Origin of the sequence: Nonomuraea sp. NPDC050202 (genome assembly GCF_040656115.1) — a bacterium.
In the GTDB taxonomy this organism is placed as follows: Bacteria; Actinomycetota; Actinomycetes; order Streptosporangiales; family Streptosporangiaceae; genus Nonomuraea.
Genome location: NZ_JBFALF010000018.1, coordinates 82,314 through 100,835, shown reverse-complemented (window position 1 = coordinate 100,835; position 18,522 = coordinate 82,314). Strand labels below are relative to the sequence as shown.

Here is an 18,522-nt window from a genome sequence, read left to right as displayed (position 1 = left end):
GCATCTCGATGACTAGCAGGGAGACTGTGATGGGTGAGAATGCGCGCGTGCGTCCCAGCGTCGTGGTGCTGGGCGGCGGATACGGCGGCTCGAGGGTGGCCAGGCTGCTCGACGACGTGGCGGAGGTGACCCTGGTCGATCCGTCCGACGCGTTCATGCACAACGTGGCCGCGTGGCGGGCGCTGGTCGAGCCGGAGTGGCTGGACCGGATCTTCGTGCCCTACCGGCGGCTGCTCACGCACGGGCGTTTCGTGCGCGACCGCGCCGTGGCCGTGGACGGCACGCGGGTGACGCTCGCCTCCGGTGCCACGCTGGAGCCGGACTACCTGGTGCTGGCGACGGGCTCGGCGTACCCGTTCCCGGCCAAGGCCGGCAAGCCGGACGCCGAGCTCGCCAAGGCCGAGGCGCGCGCCGCGCACGAGGCGCTGGCCGGTGCCGAGCGGGTGCTCCTGGTCGGCGCGGGTCCCGTGGGGCTGGAGCTGGCGGGGGAGATCAAGGCCGCGTTCCCCGGCAAGCACGTCACGCTCGCCGACGTCGCCCCCGACATCCTGCCGGGACCGTTCGAGCAGGAGCTGCGCGACGAGCTGCGCAGGCAGCTCGACGAGCTCGGCGTCGAGCTCAAACTCGGCAGCCCGCTGCGGGAACTGCCCGGCGCGCCGCCTGCCACGGCGGCCCCGATCGCGATCGCGACGGAGGCGGGCGAGAAGCTGACCGCCGACGTCTGGTTCCGCTGCTTCGGGGTCGTGCCCCGCACCGACTACCTGCGCGGAGAGCTCGCCGAGGCCCGGGACGGGCAGGGATACGTCAGGGTCGACTCTTCCCTGCGGGTGCTCGGGCAGGAGCGGGTCTTCGCCATCGGCGACATCTCCGACGCCGACCGGAACATGGCCGGGTTCGCCGGGCAGCAGGGCGAGCTGCTGGCCGCGAACCTGCGCGCGCAGATCACGGGCGAGGGCGACATGGTGGCCTACGAGCGCCGCCCCGCGCTGATCCTCGTGCCGCTCGGCCCCGACGGCGGCGCGGGCCAGCTCCCCGGGCAGGGCGTCATCGGCGCCGAGGCCACGGCCGAGATCAAGGGCCGGGCGATGCTGGTCGAGCACAGCACCGGGCACTTCGACGCCGCCGACCGGGCCTGACCCGGGCGGCGCGATCGTGGCCCGGAGGCCGCCCGCGGTGGGGCCTCGTGTGCGCGATCGGCGGCGTGGCCTAGCATGCGGGCATGCAGACTGCTGCGGGCGTGGTGCTCGCGGGTGGGCGCTCCACCCGGATGGGACGGCCGAAGGCCTGGCTGGAATGGCACGGCTCGACACTGCTCTACCGGGCCGCCGCGGTCCTCGCCAGGACGGTCGACGGCCCGGTCGTCGTGGTCGCCGCGCCCGGGCAGGAGCTGCCCCCGTTGCCCTCGGGGGTCTCGGTGGCCGAGGACCCCGTCGAGGGGCTGGGGCCCATGCAGGGGCTGGCCGTGGGGCTCGCGGCGGTGGCCGACCGGGCCGAGACGGCGTTCGTGTGCTCCACCGACATGCCGTTCCTGCACCCGGCCTTCGTACGGCGGGTCCTGCGCGCGCTGACCCCCGGCACGGACGTCGCGCTGCCGGTGGCCAGGGGCTTCCGGCAGCCGCTGGCCGCCGGCTACCGGACCGCCCTGGCCGGGCTGGTCGCGGACCTGCTGGCCGAGGGGGACCTGCGGCCGGGCATGCTGTTCAAGCACTGCGAGGTGACCCAGCTCAGCGATGCGGAGCTGCTGGCGGACGCGCAGCTCGCCCGGCACGACCCGGCGCTGGAGTCCGTGGTGAACGTCAACTCCCCGGAGGACTACGCGGAGGCCAGGGGCCGGCAGCCGCCGGAGGTCGTGGTGGAGCGTTTCGGCGCGCTCGCCAGGAACGGCGGCCACCGGCCGCACGCCGTCCGGGCCGCCACGCTGGGAGCCGCGGCCGCCGCGGTGGGGCTGGCGCTGGACCGGCACGTGGTGGCCGCGCTCAACGGCGACCAGGTCACCCGCGACACGGCCCTGCCCCTGGCGGCCGGGGACACCGTCGCCTTCCTCTCGGCGGACGCCGGCGGCTGAGAGGTCCCGCTCCGTCGTAGAGTCGGGGGCATGGCTCCTGGCGGGTTCTTCGGACGGGCGTTGCTGGTGGACGTCGCGGGCAGTACGGCGAGCGGTGTCCCCTACGAGCTGGACGAGCGGGTGCTGCGCGCCTACCTCGGGGGGGTGGGCCTCGGCACGTGGCTGCTGCATCGGCTGGCGCCCGCCGGGGTCGATCCGCTCGCTCCGGCGGCGCCGCTGGCCTTCGTCTTCTCCTCGCTGGTCGGCACCCCGCTGACCACCAGCGCGAAGTTCGCGGTGGTGGCCAAGTCCCCGCTGACCGGCCTGCTGACCGACGCCCTGGCCTCCAGCCAGTTCGCCATCGCCGGCAAGCTGACCGGTCACGACGCGATCGTGATCCGCGGCCGGGCCGACGAGCTGTCGGTGCTGCTGATCGACGGCGACGGCGTGCGGCTCGAAGCGGCGCCGGAGCTCGCCGGGCTGCCCGCGGCCGAGGCGGAGCGCGCGGCGCGGGCGCGGTTCGGCCGCGCCTGGCGCACCGCGGCCATCGGCCCGGCGGGCGAGCGCCAGGTGCGGTACGCGACCATCAGCCATGACGGCCGCCACGCCGGCCGGGGCGGCCTGGGCGCCGTGATGGGCGCCAAGAACCTCAAGGCCGTGCTGGTCAGGGCGGCGACCAAGGTGTCGGTGGCGGACCAGGCCGGGGTGCTCGCCGCCGCCCGCGACCTGCGCCGGCGCAGCTTCGGCCCGGCCACCGCGAAGTACCGGGAGCTGGGCACGCTGGCCAACCTCCTGGCGTTCAACGCCGTCAGCACCCTGCCCACCCGCAACTTCACCGCCGCCACGTTCGAGGGCGCGCCCCGGCTGGCCGCCGAGGAGCTGCACGAGCTGCGCGGGGTGGCGCGCAACAGCTGCGCGTCCTGCTCCATCGGCTGCGAGCACATCTACTCGCGCAAGGGCGGCGGCAAGCAGCGGATGGAGTACGAGAACGTCTTCGCGCTCGGCCCCCTGTGCGGCGTGTCCGACCCCGACGAGGTGTTCGCCGCCAGCGCCCGCTGCGACGAGCTGGGCATCGACACCATCTCGGCGGGCGGCACGATCGCGTGGGCCATGGAGTGCGTCGAACGCGGCCTGCTCGACGAGCCGTGGCTGCGGTTCGGCGACGGCGCGGCCCTGCTGCGCGCGCTGGACGCGATCGGGGAGCGCTCGCCGGGCCTGGGCGAGCTGCTCGCGCAGGGCTCGCGCCACGCGGCCGGCGTGCTGGGGCACTCCTCGATCGACTTCGCTCCGCAGGTCAAGGGCCTGGAGCTGCCCGGTTACGAGCCGCGCAGCCTCCAGGCCATGGCGCTCGGCCTCGCGGTGAACGCCAGGGGAGCCGATCACAACCGGTCCGGTGCCTACGAGGCCGACCTGTCGGGCGAGCTCGACCGGCTGGCCGGCGGCGCGGCCCACGTCGCGGCCGCCGTCGACACCGAGGACCGCGCCGCGGTCATGGACTCGATGATCCTCTGCAAGTTCCTGCGCGGCGTCTTCGACGACCCCTTCGCGGAGTGGGCCGCGCTGCTCGCGCTGGTCACCGGATGGCGGCTGGACGCCACCGAGCTGCGGGAGACCGCCAGGCGGATCGTCCGGGCCAAGCGCGCGTACAACCTGCGCGAGGGCGCCACCGCGGCCGACGACACGCTGCCGGCGCGCATGCTGGAAACGCCGCTGGAGCTCGGCTCCGGCCGCCGCGCGGCGCTGGACGCGGGCCGCCTGCGGGCGATGGTCGCCGGCTACTACGCCGCGCGCGGCCTGGACGCCGAGGGGCGCGTCGCGGCGGCTGACCTCCCGGATCTCCTGCTGAACGGGTAGAAGATCGCGGGTAGGGGGTAGAAGACCGGACGCACGTGAGGGTAGATTGCTCGCATGGTGTATGCCGTATTCTGTATGCCAGCTTGGAGTTGAGATGACGACGCTCGAGGAGCCGGCGACCGCTGTACGGACCGTGACCGTCGAGATCGACGGCCGTGCCGTGACCGTGCCGGAAGGCACCAGCATTTACGATGCCGCGAAACTGCTGGACATCGACATTCCGGTGTTGTGCCACAACGAGCGTTACGACCCCGTCGGGGTGTGCCGCATGTGCGTGGTGGACACCGGCGGGCGGGCCTTCGCCGCCGCCTGCGTGCGCCCCTGCGAGGAGGGCATGCAGGTCAAGACCAGCACGCTGGAGGTGGAGCGCAACCGCGCCATGCTGACCGAGCTGCTGCTGTCCGACCAGCCGGCGCGCGCGGAGGACCCGAAGCAGACCACCACCGGCGACAACCTGCTCCTCGACCTCGCCGACCGGTTCGACGTGGCCAAGGAGACGACGGACCTGCCGTGCGGCTCGGGGCGCGGCCTGGACATCTCCAACCCGGTGATCGCGGTGAACCACGACGCGTGCATCCTGTGCGACCGCTGCGTCCGCGCGTGCGACGACATCCAGGGCAACGACGTCATCGGCCGCTCCGGCAAGGGCTACTCGACCAGGATCGCCTTCGACCTCGACGACCCGATGGGCGCCAGCTCCTGCGTGACCTGCGGCGAGTGCGTGCAGGCCTGCCCCACCGGTGCCCTGACCAACAAGGCGATCAACGACGTCCCCATCCGGCCCCGCGAGGAGCTGGACGCGGTCGACACCGTGTGCCCGTACTGCGGCGTCGGCTGCGCCCTCACCTACTACGTCGACCGGTCGCGCGGCGCGATCGCCTTCGCCGAGGGGCGCGAGCAGCCGGGCTCGAAGAGCCGGCTGTGCGTCAAGGGCCGGTACGGCTGGGACTACGCGGCCTCCCCGCAACGCCTGACCATGCCCCTGATCAGGAAGGAATCGTCCTACCCCAAAGGCCCGCTGTCGGCCGACGTGCGCGGCGACACCGGCAACGGCAGGGGACGCGCGGGCGGCGGCGACCGCGGCGCCAGGCTGAGCAAGAACGGCAAGGACGGCCGGCGCAAGCCCGGCGGGCTCGTCGACTACGACGAGGTGCTGCCGCACTTCCGCGAGGCCACCTGGGAGGAGGCGCTCGACCTCGTCGCCCGGCGGCTGAAGGAGATCCACGCGGAGCTGGGCCCCGGCGCCATCGCCGGTTTCGGCTCCGCGAAGTGCTCCAACGAGGAGGCCTACCTCTTCCAGAAGCTGATCAGGGCCGGATTCGGCACCAACAACGTCGACCACTGCACCCGGCTGTGCCACGCCTCGTCGGTGGCCGCGCTGTTCGAGGGCGTCGGCTCCGGCGCCGTCTCGACCACGTACGGCGACGTCGCCAACGCCGAGGTCGTGATCATCACCGGCTCGAACCCGACGGCGAACCACCCCGTCGCCAGCTCCTTCTTCAAGCAGGCCCGCCGCCGCGGCACGAAGATCGTCTATGTCGATCCGCGCGCCAGCACCGTGGCCGAGCACGCCGACTACTACTGCCAGGTCAAGCCCGGCACCGACGTGGCGTTCTACAACGCGATCATGCACGAGGTGATCCGGCTCGGCCTGATCGACAGGGAGTTCATCAAGGCCCGCGTCTCCGGCTTCGAGGAGCTGGTGCGCACGGTCAACGACTACCCGCCCGAGCGCGCCGCCCAGATCACCGGCGTGGACGCCGACCTGATCCGCCAGGTCGCGCGGGTCTGGGGCGAGGCCAAGGCCGGCGTCATCTACTGGGGCATGGGCATCTCCCAGCACACCACCGGCACCGACAACGCCCGCTGCCTGATCGCGCTCTGCTCGATCACCGGCAACGTGGGCAGGCCGGGCACGGGCCTGCACCCGCTGCGCGGGCAGAACAACGTGCAGGGCGCCTCCGACGCCGGGCTGATCCCCATGTTCTACCCCGACTACCAGGGCGTCGACCGGGAGGCCACCCGCAGGCGGTTCGAGCAGGCCTGGGGCACCGAGCTCGACCCCGACCGCGGGCTCACCGTCACCGAGATCATCGGGTCGGTGCTGAAGCCGGGCGGCGTGCGCGGCATGTACATGCTCGGCGAGAACCCGTTCCTGTCCGACCCCAACATCAACAAGGTGCGCAAGGCGCTCTCGCAGCTTGACTTCCTGGTCGTGCAGGACATCTTCCTGACCGAGACCGCCGAGTTCGCCGACGTCATCCTCCCGGCGTCGTCGTACCTGGAGAAGGACGGCACCTACACCAACACCGACCGGCGCGTGCAACTCGGCCGCAAGGTGATGGACCCGCCGGGCCAGGCCCGGGTCGACTGGGAGATCATCCAGGACCTCGCCCGGCGGATCGGGCTGGACTGGTCGTACGCCTCGCCCAGCGAGGTGTTCGACGAGATGGTCGAGCTCATGCCGTCGTACGCGAACCTGCGCCACGACAACCTGGGGCTGACCGGGAAGCTCTACCCCAACGCCGACCCCGAGCACTCCGACGGGACCGTGGTCCTGTTCGACGAGCGGTTCAACACCGACGACGGCCTCGCCCACCTCGTCCCCGCGCAGTGGCTGCCGGCCAAGGAGCTGCCGGACGCCGAGTACCCGCTGGTGCTCAACACCGGCAGGCTGCTCGAACACTGGCACACCGGGTCGATGACGCGGCGGTCGTACGCGCTGGACACGATCTCCCCGGTCGCCGAGGTGTACATGCACCCCAAGGACGCCGCCGACCGCGGCCTGTCGCACGGCCAGCCGGTCCGGGTGCGCTCCCGGCGCGGCGCCATCGAGCTGCAGGTCCGCATCTCCCACCGCGAGCAGCTCGGCAACTGCTTCATCCCGTTCCACTTCCGGGAGGCGGCGGCGAACCTGCTGACCATCGACGAGATCGACCCCTACGGCAAGATCCCCGAGTTCAAGTTCTGTGCGATCCAGGTCGAGGCGCTGAGCGCCGAGCCCACGTGGAGTGTGTCCGAATGACCCTGAGTTTCGATGTGGGACGCGGCCGGGTTCCAGGTGTCGAGGCGCGAGCCGGCAAGTTCCCCGGCCCGTCGCTGATCCCGGCGCTCAACGCCATCCAGGCGCGGGTGGGCTGGCTGCCGCGGGAGGAGCTCGAGGAGCTGGGCCGCACCATGCGGCGCCCGCTGTACGAGATCGAGGGGCTCATCTCGTTCTACCCGCACTTCCGCACGACGCCGCCCGCCAAGGTGAGCGTCAGCGTGTGCCACGACCTGTCGTGCTGGCTGCGCTCGGCCGACGACCGCATCGCCGAGGTCCGCGCCCGGTACGGCGACGACACCGAGATCGAGCTCACCGAGGTGTCCTGCCTGGGCCGCTGCGACAGCGCCCCGGCCCTGGCCGTCAACGAGCACCCGGCGCCGGTCGCCGGCCTCGACGCGCTCGTGGCCGCCGCCCGGGAGGAGGAGCTGGCCGAGGCCACCGTGACGGGACGCGCCGAACCCTGGCCGAACGACCCGTACCCGGCCGGCTCGGACGTCAGGGCCCGGTACGCGAGCCTGCGCGCGTTGCTGGCCGGCCGGATGAGCGCCGAGAGCGTGGTGGCCACGCTGGAGGCGTCCGGGCTGCGCGGCATGGGCGGTGCCGGGTTCCCCACGGGCCGGAAGTGGGGCCTGGTCGCCGCCACCGAGCCGGGCGGCGTCAAGTACGCGATCTGCAACGCCGACGAGTCCGAGCCCGGCACGTTCAAGGACCGGCAGATCCTGACCGACCAGCCGCACCTGGTGATCGAGGGCCTCCTGCTCGGCATGGCCGTGGTCGGCGCCGAGCAGGGCTGGATCTTCATCCGGCACGAGTACGGCCCCGAGGAGCGCGTGCTGCGCGCGGAGCTCGCGGCGCTGCGCGAGGCCGGCGTGATCGGCGAGGACGCCTGCGGCAGCGGCCGCCGCCTCGACGTCGACATCTTCGTCTCGCCGGGCGGCTACATCCTCGGCGAGGAGACCGCGCTGCTGGAGTGCATGGAGGGCCACCGCGGCGAGCCGCGCAACAAGCCGCCCTTCCCCGGGAACTACGGCCTGCACGGCCGCCCCACGCTGATCAACTCGGTGGAGACCTTCGCCGACGTGCCGGTGATCCTGCAACGCGGCGCCGAATGGTGGGCCGGGCAGGGCGAGGGCGACAGCGCAGGCTGGAAGTTCTTCGCCGTCTCCGGGCACGTCGAGAACCCCGGCGTGTACTGCGTGCCCATGGGCACCACGGTGCGCGCCCTGATCGACCTGGCCGGCGGCGTGCTCGGCGGCGCCCGGATCGGCGCCGTGCAGCCGGGCGGCGCCTCGTCCAACTTCATCGGCCCCGACCAGCTGGACCTGCCGCTGGACTTCGGCCCGCTCGCCGAGGCCGGGACCATGCTCGGCTCCGGCGCCCTGGTGGTGCTCGCCGAGGGCACCGACCTGCTGGCCGCCGCCACCAACGTGCTGCGCTTCTTCCGCAACGAGTCGTGCGGCAAGTGCGTGCCCTGCCGGGTCGGCTCGACCAAGGCCCACGAGGTGCTGCGCGGGGTGCTGGACTCCGGGTCCGCCACCCTCGACGACACGCAGCAGGGCCGGATCCTTCAGCTCGAGGAGACCATGCGCAAGACTTCCATCTGCGGGCTCGGGCAGGTGGCGCTCGGGCCGGTGGTGTCGGTGCTCGGGCTGAACAAGGGCGCCGCGGCGGCCCGCCCGCAGCCCCGCCCCGAAGGATCGAAGGAGCAGCCGGACCGTTGAGCGGCAGAGAGTTCTTCACGGCGCGGACCCTCGCCGAGGTCCGCGCCGGATTCCGGCCCGCGCACCGCACGCCGACCGAACGTGTCCCGCTGTCCGAGGCGCTGCACCGGGTGCCCGCCGCCGACATCACCGCGCCCGCCGCCCTGCCCGGCTTCGCCCGGTCCACCGTGGACGGCTTCGCGGTCCGCGCGATGGACACCTACGGCGCCTCCGACGCCCTCCCGTCCTACCTCGACCTGCTCGGCGCGGTACGCATGGGCGCCGAACCCGACGTGGCGGTCCGGGCCGGCGGATGCGTCGCCATGCCGACCGGAGGCGTGCTCCCGCCCGGCGCCGACGCTGTCGTCATGGTGGAGTACACCGCAGAGACGATGCCGGGCACGATCGAGGTGACCCGGCCCGTCGCGCCGGGCGGCGGCATCGTCCGTGCCGACGAGGACGTCGCGCAGGGCGGCGTGCTGGCGCCGGGCGGCCGGCCGCTGCGCGCCCCCGACCTCGGCTTCCTCGCCGCCGCGGGCGTGACCGAGGTCGAAGTGCACCGCCGCCCCCGGGTGGCGATCGTCTCCACCGGCGACGAGGTGGTGCCGCCCGGCACCGCGCGGCTCGGTCCCGGGCAGGTACGCGACGCCACCGCCTCCGCGCTGGCGGGGCTGGTCGCCGACGCGGGCGGCGAGCCGGTGATCGCCGGCATCGTCCCGGACGAGCCCGGCGCGCTCAAGGACCGGCTGACCGCGCTGCTGCCCGAATCCGACCTGGTCGTCGTGTCGGCGGGCTCGTCCGTCGGCACGAGGGACGAGACGGCGGGCGCGGTGGCCGCCGTCGGCGAGGTCTGGTGCCACGGGATCGCCATCAAGCCGGGCAAGCCCACGCTGCTGGCCGAGTGCTCGGGCATCCCGCTCATCGGGCTGCCCGGCAACCCCCTGTCGGCGCTGGTCGTCTTCGGGCAGGTGGGCGTGCCGCTGCTGTGGCGCCTGGCCGGTTGCCGGACCCCGCCGCCGCAGCCGAGCACGCGCGCGCGGCTGTCACGCGACCTGGCCTCGGCGGCGGGCCGCCTCGACGTGGTCCAGGTCGTCGTGCGGGACGGCCTGGCCGAGCCGATCTTCGGCCCGTCGGCGCTGCTGTCGGTGCTGACCCGCGCCGACGGCTACGTGATCGTGCCGGAACCGGCCACCGGGCTGGACGCGGGCACCGAAGTAGAGGTCGTCCTGTACCGATGAGCGCAGATAGTCCTTTTGTCTCCGACGTCCCTGCGGCGCAGGCCCTCGCCGTCTGGCGCGAGGCGCGCGCCGCGGCGGGCTGCCCCGCCCGGGTCGGCCTGCTCCGGGCGCCGGTCGCCGCCGCCGTGGGGCGGGTCACGGCCGAGCCCGTCTGGGCCGTGCGGTCCTCGCCCGCCTTCGACTCCGCGGCCATGGACGGCATCGCCGTACGCGCCGCCGACACCGTCGGCGCGGCCGAGACCAGCCCGGTGCTCCTGGCCCCCGGCGACTTCGCCGTCGTGGACACCGGCGACCCGCTGCCCGACGGGTACGACGCCGTGGTCATGCGGGAGCACGTGCACCGCACCGCGGCAGGCGAGGCCGAGCTCCGCGCGGCCGTCCCGCCCTACCAGCACGTCCGCTCCATCGGGGAGGACATCAGCGCCGGCGAGCTGCTGCTGCCCGAGGGCCACCGGCTGCGCCCCGTCGACGTCGCGGCCTGCGCCGCGGCGGGAGTCGCCGAGCTCGGCCTGCGGCGCGCGCCGCGCGTGGTGATCGTGCCGACCGGCGACGAGATCCGCCCGATCGGCGCCGACCTCGCCCCCGGCGACATCCTCGACACGAACTCGCTGATGCTGGCCGCGCAGGCGCGGGAGGCCGGCTGCGAGGCCCGGGTGACGGAGATCGTCCCCGACGACCCCGAGGCCCTCGCCGCGGCGCTCGCGGCGGCCACCCGCGACGCCGATCTGGTCCTGCTCATCGCCGGCTCCAGCGCCGGCCGGGACGACTACACCGCCCGCGTGGTCGCCGAGGCCGGCGTCGTCGCGGTCCACGGGGTCGCCGTGCGGCCCGGCCATCCCGTCGTGCTCGGCGCGGTCGCGCGGACGCCCGTGATCGGCGTGCCCGGGTACCCGGTGTCGGCGGCGCTGACGTTCGACATCTTCGCGGCCCCGATGCTCGCCGAGCTGGAGGGCGCCGCGCCGCGCGAACGCCCGGCGGCCACCGCGCACCTGGCCAGGAAGCTGCCGTCCGCCCTCGGCATGGACGACTGGGTACGCGTGCGCCTGGGCCGGGTGCGGGACCGGCTCGTCGCCACCCCGCTGCCCCGCGGCGCCGGCGTGCTCACCTCGCTGGTCCGCGCCGACGGCCTGCTCGTCGTCCCCGCGGGGGTGGAGGGCCACCACGCCGGGGAGCAGGTCCGGGTCGAGCTGCTGCGCGGCCTGTCGGAGATCGGCCGGACCATCGTCGCCATCGGCTCGCACGACCTGGTGCTCGACCTGGCGGCCTCCGCCCTGCGCGCCGCCGACCCGCTCGTCACCCTGGCCTCGTCGAACGTCGGCTCGCTCGGCGGCCTCGTGGCGCTGCGCGACGGCCTGTGCCACCTGGCCGGCTCCCACCTGCTGGACCCCGCCACCGGCGAGTACACGCTGCCCTACGTGGACCGGCTGATGGGCGCGGACGCCGACCTCGCCGTGATCAGGCTCGTCCACCGGGACCAGGGCCTCATCGTCGCCCCCGGCAACCCGCTCGGCCTGACCGGCATCAAGGACCTGACCCATCCCGGCCTGCGCTACGTGAACCGTCAGCGCGGCGCCGGCACGCGGGCGCTGCTGGACCACGAGCTGGCCGGCCACGGCATCGACCCCGCCGAGGTGCCGGGCTACTCCCGCGAGGAGCACACCCACCTGGCGGTCGCCGCGGCAGTGGCCGCCGGGCGGGCGGACTGCGGCCTGGGCATCCTCGCCGCCGCCCGCGCCTTCGGGCTCGACTTCGTGCCGGTGGCGCAGGAGCCGTACGACCTGGTGCTGCGTACCGGAACGCAGGCCGAGGAGCTGCTGGCTCCGCTGTGGGCGCTCCTGGAACAGCCCGGCTTCCGCGCCGAGGTGGAGGCGCTGGGCGGCTACTCCTGCGCCGAGACGGGGCGCCGGATCCGCTGACCCGTTGACGTCGCCGCGTCCTGGCCGCCGGTGCGGCTCCAACGCCCCGGCCAGGAACGGCAGGGCCACGCCGTGCGGCACCATGCCGTGCGGCACCACGCCGTGCGGCAGCGCGCCGTGCGGCAGCGCGACCGCGGGGCCGGAGCCGCCCGAACGGTAGCCCAGGCTCGTGCCGAGGGCGGCCGAGCGGCCCGTCTGGATCGCACGTTCAGAGATTCGCGGCCGGGATGGCGACGCTCAGAAAGGCGCGTCATGGAACCCGAACCGGACTTACGACCGTCCCTTGGATAGAAGGGATCTGTCGACCGCCTACCTACCGCACCCGTCCCGTGACACCCCGCAGGCCGAATTCCGCTGGACCACCCCCGTTCGACACAAGGAGTACGACTCGGTGAATCCGCGCGCACTTGCCCACCGGGCACACCGACAAGGCTGGGACGTGCAGACCGTCCCGCGATCCTCCGGCCCCGTAGTCATCCTGCAGCGTGACGGCTGGCGCCTGGAGATCGCGTTCGACGGTCACGCACCCAAGGAGGCCACCGCCAACGGGCCCGGGCAGAACACCGGCAGACAGCTCAACCTTCGCTCGATCAACGACTTCGTGCACCGGCCCGGGACGGACCGGTTAATCCACTCGCGCCACGGCCAGCGGCGGGCCGCCCGCCGCACGAGCGACCACGAGCAGGGCTCGCTGCGGGACCTCGGAGAGTAGCTCCCGGCCAGGATCCGCTGCGGGATCTCGCAGGGTTGCTCCGGATTTGGACCCGCTCCGGGATATTTGCAGGGTTGCTCCGGGCCTGGACCCGCGCGAGCCTGCTCGACCCGCGACCTCGCCGGTATGTCAGGCGAATGCCCGACAAATTCTCCTAAGTCGTGGCCTTCCCTGGTGGGGGAGACGTTAGGCTGCCGTGACGGCAAGGGCGTGAGCGCTTCGAGAGGTGGCGGTTGGCAGGGGAGGCCGCGGGGCTGCTGGTGCGTTTCGGCCGCAGGTACGCCGCTGCGGTGCGCCTGGCGACTCTGGTGCCGAGCTGCGCCATCGCCCTGTTCCGGGCCCCGGACGAGCAACTGGCCGGCACCGTGGTCGTGGCCGGCCTGGCGGCGCTGTGGACCTGCGGGTTCGCGTGGTGGCTGCGGGCGGGCCGGGGGAACGTGCTCGTCGCCGTCGACGTGGCCGTCCTGCTGGGGCTGTTCGGCACCATCTTCTTGATCGACCTCGTGGAGGCCAGGAACACCGGCTGGCTGCGGCTGCTGGTGACCTTCGCCTGCGTGACCTACCAGTGGTACGCCTCGCTGGTGGTGGGCGCGATGGCCGCGATCGCCGCCGGAGGCGGGGCGGTGGCGCTCCTGCTGGCGGCGGGCGCGTGGGAGGTGGACGCCAGCCTGGTCACCGGGACGGTGTGGGCGCTGCCGGCCGCCGCGCTCTCCAGAGCGGCCTGGATCCTTGTCTGGCGTGCGGCGAAACGGGCCGACCTGATGGCGGCGGAGGCCCTGCGGGCGCGCGGCGAGGCCGAGGTGGCCGCGGCCGTGCGCGCCGAGGAACGCGAGCAGGTCAACTCGCTGCACGACACGGCGGCGACGACCCTGCTGATGGTGGGCCTGGGCCAGGTGCGCTCCGACGCCGGCTGGCTGGCCCCGCAGGCGCGGCGCGACCTGGACAAGCTGCGCGCAGGCGGCGGGCGGACGCCCGAGGAGGCCGACCTGGTCGGCCTGCTGCGGGCCGATCTCGCCGTCACCCACCTGAGCGTGGACTTCGACGGTCCCGAACGGCTCCGCCTGCCGTTCGGCGTCGCCAGGGCGATCACCGACGCGGCGGGTGAGGCCCTTGCCAACGTGCGTCGCCATGCGGGCACCACCCGCGCGGCCGTCCGGCTCAGCGGCGACGCCGGGGCGCTCCGGGTCGAGGTCGCCGACCGGGGGAGGGGGTTCTCGCCGGACGGGGTGCCGGAGACGCGGCGCGGGGTGCGGGAGTCCATCCGCGGCAGGATGGAGCGCGTCGGCGGCACGGCCACGATCACCTCCGTCGCAGGCGAGGGGACCCGGGTCCGGCTCGAATGGCGCGCCGCCGATGGGTGACGCCATGGTGAAGGATCCCGCCGTGAGGGACGCTGACGCCGTCGAGGAGTCGGCGCGGGCGCAGCTGCGGCGCGGCCTGCGGGTCGCGACGCTGGTCGTCGCCCTGGTGGTCGTGTTCGGGCTCGGGCTCTCCACCCTGCTGCGCCACCTCGACTCCTACGAGACGCCGCTCGCGCAGTTCGCCGCCTTCGCGGCGGTCGGCGTCGTGCTGATCGGTGAGGCCGTGCTGCTCGTCCGCGACCGGTCGTGGGGACGGCTGCGCGGCGTGGCCATCGCCGTCGTGCTCAGCGCGTCCATGCTGTCGTACCTCACGCTGCCGGACGGCCGCACCTCGACCGGCCCGGACTGGATGTTCGGCGCGGCCAACTGGGCGGGCCTCGTCGTGGTGCTGGACCGCCCGCTGCGTGCCGCGGTGCTGTTCCTGCTGGGCCACGAGCTGACCGCGCTGTTCAACCTGCTCGTGTTCGAAGGGGCCAGCCGCGGGGCGCTGGCCCGGTTCGCCACCGGGTCGGTGACCGTGGTCGGCTTCCCGCTGTGCGTGGCGGTGGTGGCGACCGTGCTGCGCAGCCTCGGCGCGGCGGCGGTGGCCGCGCGCAGGGAGATCGAGCGGGTACGCGTCGCCGAAGCCGTCGCCGCCGAGTCGCACCATCGCAGGCAGCAGCGCTTCGCCGAGCTGTCGGCGACCACGGTGCCGCTGCTGGAGGGCCTCGCCGACGGCTCGCTCCGCCCGGAGGACCCGCTGGTCCAGCGGAGCTGCGCCATCGAGGCGGCCCGCATGCGCAGGCTGTTCGCCGAGTCCGACACGGTTGACAACCCCCTGCTGCACGAGCTGCGCCACTGCATCGACGTGGCGGACCGCAAGGGCGTCGTGGTCGAGCTGGACGCCCGCGGCCGGTGGCCGACGCCGCCGCTGGCGGTCAGGCGGGACCTCACCGAGGCCGTCCTCACCGCCCTGGCCACCTCGGCCACCCGGGCGCGCGTCACGGTCGTGGGCAGCGACGCGCTGGTGTCGGTCAGCGTGGTCGCCGACTGCGGCGAGCTCGACGTGCCGATGCCGGCCACGGAGGGCGTGCGCGTCGAGGCGCTGGCCCACGGCGACACGGTCTGGGTGGAGGCCCAGTGGCAGCCCACCGGCTGACAGCGCCGCGCGCTGCGGGGACGTACCCTAGGACGGGCCGAGGCTCCACGCCCGCAGCAGCCGGTCCTCGCCCACCGTCACCACGACGGGGCGCCCGGCCTGCTCGGCCAGGGCCAGCAGGCGGATCCCGCCACCGGCGCCGTGCCCGAACTCGCCGACGATCGCCCCGTCGTCCAGCCGCCGCACCCCCACGAACGCGTCCGCGCCGTGCGGCGCGTGCGCCACGACCGCGACCGGCACGCCGCCCAGCGTGCCCGCCACCAGCGCGGCGGCGCCCCGGTCGTCCGGGCTGCGGTCGCTGAACTGCCACTTCTTCCTGCGCCTGCCCGTCGCCAGGTCGTACACGCGCAGGGTGGCGTCCAGATGGGTGGAGACGAGCACCGGCTTGCCGTCCAGCTCGCCGCACGCCAGCCGCTCGATGCCGCCGACCTCACCTGTCTTGTACGTGTGCGTCACCGCGCCCGTGGCCAGGCGGCGCACCCGTACGTGGTTCGCGCCGTCGCCCGTCACCAGCACGTCGTCACCGTCCAGGCGGCCGAAGGCCAGGCCGTTGATCCCCTGGAAGTGCTCGGTGCTCGTGGGGCCGATCTGCCTGCCGGTGCCGGCGTCCCACAGGCGTACGGTGCCGTGCAGGTCTCGCAGGCTGTCGTACTTCTGCGACACCGCGACCACCCGGCCGCCCGCGATCGTCACCGCGACGATCGGATCGCCGGACTTCCGCGTGCCCAGGCTCTCGCCTGACGGGCTCCACAGCCGCATCCTGCCGTCGGTGTGCCCGGAAACGATCACCGGTGTGCCGCCGCGTCTCCCGTAGGCGACCGCCGTCGTGCCCGCACCGCCGTCGCCTGGCTCGGAGCTCGTGGCCGTGGAGAGATCCCAGATGAGGATGGACCCGTTGCTCGTGCCGCAGGCCACCCCGGACCCGCTCGTGGCCATCGCCGCGGGCGTGCCTGTACCGGGGGGCAGCCGCACCGGCTCCCCGATCAGCGTCCCGAACGGCTCGGCGGCCGGGGTCCGCGCGGGAGAGGGCGACGCGGAGGCGGTGGGTGAGGGCGGCTGGTCCCGCGTCAGGCCCTGCCGGCCGGTGCCGCCGTCCGGCCTGAGCGCGACGAACGCCGACACCGCCGCCGTCGCCAGCGCCGCCGCCCCCGCGCTGAGCACGGCCCGGCGGCTCACCCGCTTCCCGCCGCCACCCGGTGACGTCTCGACGTTTCCCATCCCGGCCTGCTGCGGCGACACCACGCCCGGGTGGCCCGGGTACCCCGGGCCGCCGGGCGCCGCCGGTCCAAGCCTGCCATCTGCGGGCTGACCTGCACCGGGTGCGCCGCTCGCGGGCTGACCTGTACCGGGTGCGCCGCTCGCGGGCTGACCTGTACCGGGTGCGTGGCCTGCGGGCTGGCCTGCACCGGGCGGCGCGGTTGCCGAGCCCGTGGGTGCGAGGTCGGGCGGAGGCGAGGCCGTCCCTCCAGGATCAGGGGCCCACAGGTGCGGTGGCGGTACGGCGGCGGCCGCACCAGGACGGCTCGTCAGCCGCTTCATCAGGTCGAGGGGCAGCGGCCGTGCCGCCGGATCCTTGGCGAAGCAGTCCCGCAGCACCTCCGCGAGCCGCGCGGGCACCCCGCTCAGCTCGGGAGAGCCGGTGAGCACGGCGTTCAGGATGGCCGGGACCGTCTCCCCGGGGAAGGGCGGCCGCCCCGTGGCCGCGAACACCATGGTCCCCGCCCAGCCGAACACGTCCGACGCCGGCCCCACCCGCAACCCCTCGAACTGCTCAGGTGACATGTACGTCGGCGTCCCCACCACCCCGGACGTCATCGTCGTCGCGTCCAGCGCCTTGGCGATGCCGAAGTCGATGACGATCGGCCCTTCGGGCCCCATCAGCACGTTGCCCGGCTTGAAGTCCCGGTGCACGATGCCGGCCTGGTGGATGGCGGCCAGCGCGGTCAGCGTGGAGATCGCCAGCCGGTCCAGCGCCCCGCCCGCGCGCGGCCCCGCCGACCGGACGACCTGCTGCAGCGTCTCACCCGCGATGTACTCGCTCACGATGTACGGCTGACCGCCGGCCGTCCCGACGTCCAGCACCGCCGCCGTGCAGAACGCCGCCACCCGCCGCGCCGCCTCGGCCTCCCGCAGGAAGCCCCGGGTGATGGTGTCGTCGCCGCTCAGGTGGCTGTGCAGCAGCTTGACGGCGGCCTCGCGCCCGTCGTCGCCCGCCGCCTTGTAGACCGTCCCCTGGCCGCCGGAGCCGAGCACGCCGATGAGCCGCCAGCGGCCGACCCGTTCGGGGTCGCTCGGCCGGAGCGGGCGGATTTCCGGCATCCCGCTCCTTTCCCGGGGCTTCCACGCGCGATCCACACGATAGCCCTTCGCCGGTCTTCGGGGATCGTGCGGTGCCGGCGGCCGTCGAGACGCACCTCCGGCCGCCGCGCGGGACGACCCGCCGGAGCGATGGGGGAGGGGCCGTCAGTCGCCCACGTCGGTGGTCACCGTCTCGGGGTCCGGCGCCTTGATGGACACCTTGGCGCCCCAGCCGGTGAAGCGGCTGTCGATCGTGATCGTCTTTCCTTCGAACTGGTTGGTGTCGAACACGCCCGTGGCCGCGTACGACGACTTCACCCTGCTCACCAGCCCGGCCGAGGTCAGCGTGAGCGTGTAGGACACCTTCGTGTCGTCGTGCATGCGCAGCGGGATCGAGGCGCCGAACCAGCGCGACACCCTCTCCAGCTCCTTGAAGGTGATCTTCCCGGTGAGCGTGCTCCCGCTCAGCTTGCCCTTCTTGACCAGCGCGGCCAGGGTCTTCGGTTCGGCGGGGTTGATCACCTGGCCGTAGAAGCCGCTGCCGCCGCCGAGCAGGGCGTTGCTCCTGACCCAGGACTTGCCCTCCGGCAGGCGGTCCTGCCACATGCCGCCCGAGGTGTAGCTGACCTTGCCGACGCTGATCGTACGCTCGCGGGGGCGGCCCACGGGGTTGGCGGTGATGTCGGAGGCCGCCACGCCCTTGGCGTTGAACTGGAAGGTCCCCTTGCGGCTCTGGATCTTGGTCTTGCCGTCGCCCGACAGCACGGTCGTCTCGGTGAACCGTACGCCGCGCCCGGAGGTGAGCTCGCTCTTGAGAGCGCGTACGGGGTCCTTGGGGGCGGCCTGGGCGGGTGTGGCCGCCGCCAGCAGGCAGCCGCAGGCCACCAGGGCCGTGATCGTCGTCTTCTGCACAAGCCGTGATCTTGCCGTAAGCGGATCACGATCGGAGCACGGCCACGTACGCGCCGCCGGACCCGTCGATCGCGGACGCGGTCAGCCGCCCGCCGTGGTGGCCGGGACGCGGTCAGCGGCCTGCTGTGGTGGCCGGGACGCCGTCGCCGACCACCAGGCCCGCCTCCTGCAACCGGGCCAGGAGCTGGAACGCCGTCGGCTTGGACAGGCCGGTCAGCTCGCTCAGCTCGGGCCGGGTCAGCGGGCCTTTCTCCAGCAGGATGCGCAGCGCGGCGCGGTCGTTGATCGCGCGCATCAGCCTCG

General features: G+C 74.0%; 12 protein-coding genes and 1 pseudogene. 10 read left to right on the top strand and 3 right to left on the bottom strand.

The features are described 5' to 3' along the window. The first annotated feature begins 29 nt into the window (after positions 1–29). The 10 genes from AB0I79_RS36885 to AB0I79_RS36840 all read left to right on the top strand — a co-directional run bounded on the left by AB0I79_RS36885 (position 30) and on the right by AB0I79_RS36840 (position 15,009). Positions 30–1,136: an FAD-dependent oxidoreductase gene (locus AB0I79_RS36885; RefSeq protein WP_357883628.1), complete on the top strand. Its 1,107-nt coding sequence runs from the start codon at positions 30–32 to the stop codon at positions 1,134–1,136. 83 nt (positions 1,137–1,219) lie between these two features. Continuing rightward, complete coding sequence (locus AB0I79_RS36880) at positions 1,220–2,065, top strand: NTP transferase domain-containing protein (RefSeq protein ID WP_357883625.1); 846 nt, start codon at positions 1,220–1,222, stop codon at positions 2,063–2,065. Between the two features lie 30 nt (positions 2,066–2,095). Continuing rightward, positions 2,096–3,898 carry an aldehyde ferredoxin oxidoreductase C-terminal domain-containing protein gene (locus tag AB0I79_RS36875; RefSeq protein ID WP_357883622.1) on the top strand — a complete coding sequence of 601 codons (1,803 nt, stop codon included), beginning with the start codon at positions 2,096–2,098 and terminating at the stop codon, positions 3,896–3,898. Positions 3,899–3,992: 94 nt separating this feature from the next. After that, on the top strand, positions 3,993–6,923 hold the full coding sequence (fdhF, locus tag AB0I79_RS36870; protein ID WP_357883619.1) for a formate dehydrogenase subunit alpha: 2,931 nt from the start codon (positions 3,993–3,995) through the stop codon (positions 6,921–6,923). After that, positions 6,920–8,665 carry an NAD(P)H-dependent oxidoreductase subunit E gene (locus AB0I79_RS36865; RefSeq protein WP_357883616.1) on the top strand — a complete coding sequence of 582 codons (1,746 nt, stop codon included), beginning with the start codon at positions 6,920–6,922 and terminating at the stop codon, positions 8,663–8,665. The genes fdhF and AB0I79_RS36865 overlap by 4 nt, the downstream gene beginning before the upstream one ends. Further along, positions 8,662–9,882, top strand: coding sequence for a gephyrin-like molybdotransferase Glp (gene glp / locus AB0I79_RS36860; RefSeq protein WP_357883613.1), 1,221 nt, complete (start codon positions 8,662–8,664; stop codon positions 9,880–9,882). Before AB0I79_RS36865 ends, glp begins: the two co-directional genes overlap by 4 nt. Continuing rightward, the gene (locus AB0I79_RS36855; protein ID WP_357883610.1) at positions 9,879–11,798 is read left to right on the top strand and encodes a molybdopterin biosynthesis protein; all 1,920 of its coding nucleotides are present in this window, start codon (positions 9,879–9,881) and stop codon (positions 11,796–11,798) included. Before glp ends, AB0I79_RS36855 begins: the two co-directional genes overlap by 4 nt. 283 nt (positions 11,799–12,081) lie before the next feature. Beyond that, a complete protein-coding gene (locus AB0I79_RS36850; RefSeq protein ID WP_357883607.1) occupies positions 12,082–12,510 on the top strand; it encodes a hypothetical protein in 429 nt (142 codons plus the stop codon). Between the two features lie 233 nt (positions 12,511–12,743). Next, positions 12,744–13,871 carry an ATP-binding protein gene (locus AB0I79_RS36845; protein ID WP_357883604.1) on the top strand — a complete coding sequence of 376 codons (1,128 nt, stop codon included), beginning with the start codon at positions 12,744–12,746 and terminating at the stop codon, positions 13,869–13,871. A 22-nt stretch (positions 13,872–13,893) separates the two neighbouring features. Further along, positions 13,894–15,009 (top strand): hypothetical protein, encoded by a 1,116-nt coding sequence (locus AB0I79_RS36840; protein WP_357883601.1) that lies wholly within the window; start codon positions 13,894–13,896, stop codon positions 15,007–15,009. Positions 15,010–15,036: 27 nt separating this feature from the next. Here the strand turns inward: AB0I79_RS36840 and AB0I79_RS36835 are convergent, their stop codons facing one another. The 3 genes and pseudogenes from AB0I79_RS36835 to AB0I79_RS36825 all read right to left on the bottom strand — a co-directional run. Further along, the gene (locus AB0I79_RS36835; protein WP_357883598.1) at positions 15,037–17,328 is read right to left on the bottom strand and encodes a protein kinase; all 2,292 of its coding nucleotides are present in this window, start codon (positions 17,326–17,328) and stop codon (positions 15,037–15,039) included. A gap of 144 nt (positions 17,329–17,472) precedes the next feature. After that, positions 17,473–18,219 carry a hypothetical protein gene (locus AB0I79_RS36830; protein WP_357883595.1) on the bottom strand — a complete coding sequence of 249 codons (747 nt, stop codon included), beginning with the start codon at positions 18,217–18,219 and terminating at the stop codon, positions 17,473–17,475. A gap of 151 nt (positions 18,220–18,370) precedes the next feature. Beyond that, positions 18,371–18,514 (bottom strand): annotated as a pseudogene (locus AB0I79_RS36825) (winged helix-turn-helix domain-containing protein); the annotation flags it as partial. Between the last annotated feature and the right edge of the window lie 8 nt (positions 18,515–18,522).

What these genes read in the sequence shown, in the direction of transcription:
- AB0I79_RS36885 (WP_357883628.1), top strand. Translation starts at nt 30, where the DNA reads ATGGGTGAGAATGCGCGCGTGCGTCCCAGCGTCGTGGTGCTGGGCGGC.
- AB0I79_RS36880 (WP_357883625.1), top strand. Translation starts at nt 1,220, where the DNA reads ATGCAGACTGCTGCGGGCGTGGTGCTCGCGGGTGGGCGCTCCACCCGG.
- AB0I79_RS36875 (WP_357883622.1), top strand. Translation starts at nt 2,096, where the DNA reads ATGGCTCCTGGCGGGTTCTTCGGACGGGCGTTGCTGGTGGACGTCGCG.
- fdhF (WP_357883619.1), top strand. Translation starts at nt 3,993, where the DNA reads ATGACGACGCTCGAGGAGCCGGCGACCGCTGTACGGACCGTGACCGTC.
- AB0I79_RS36865 (WP_357883616.1), top strand. Translation starts at nt 6,920, where the DNA reads ATGACCCTGAGTTTCGATGTGGGACGCGGCCGGGTTCCAGGTGTCGAG.
- AB0I79_RS36855 (WP_357883610.1), top strand. Translation starts at nt 9,879, where the DNA reads ATGAGCGCAGATAGTCCTTTTGTCTCCGACGTCCCTGCGGCGCAGGCC.
- AB0I79_RS36835 (WP_357883598.1), bottom strand. Translation starts at nt 17,328, where the DNA reads ATGCCGGAAATCCGCCCGCTCCGGCCGAGCGACCCCGAACGGGTCGGC.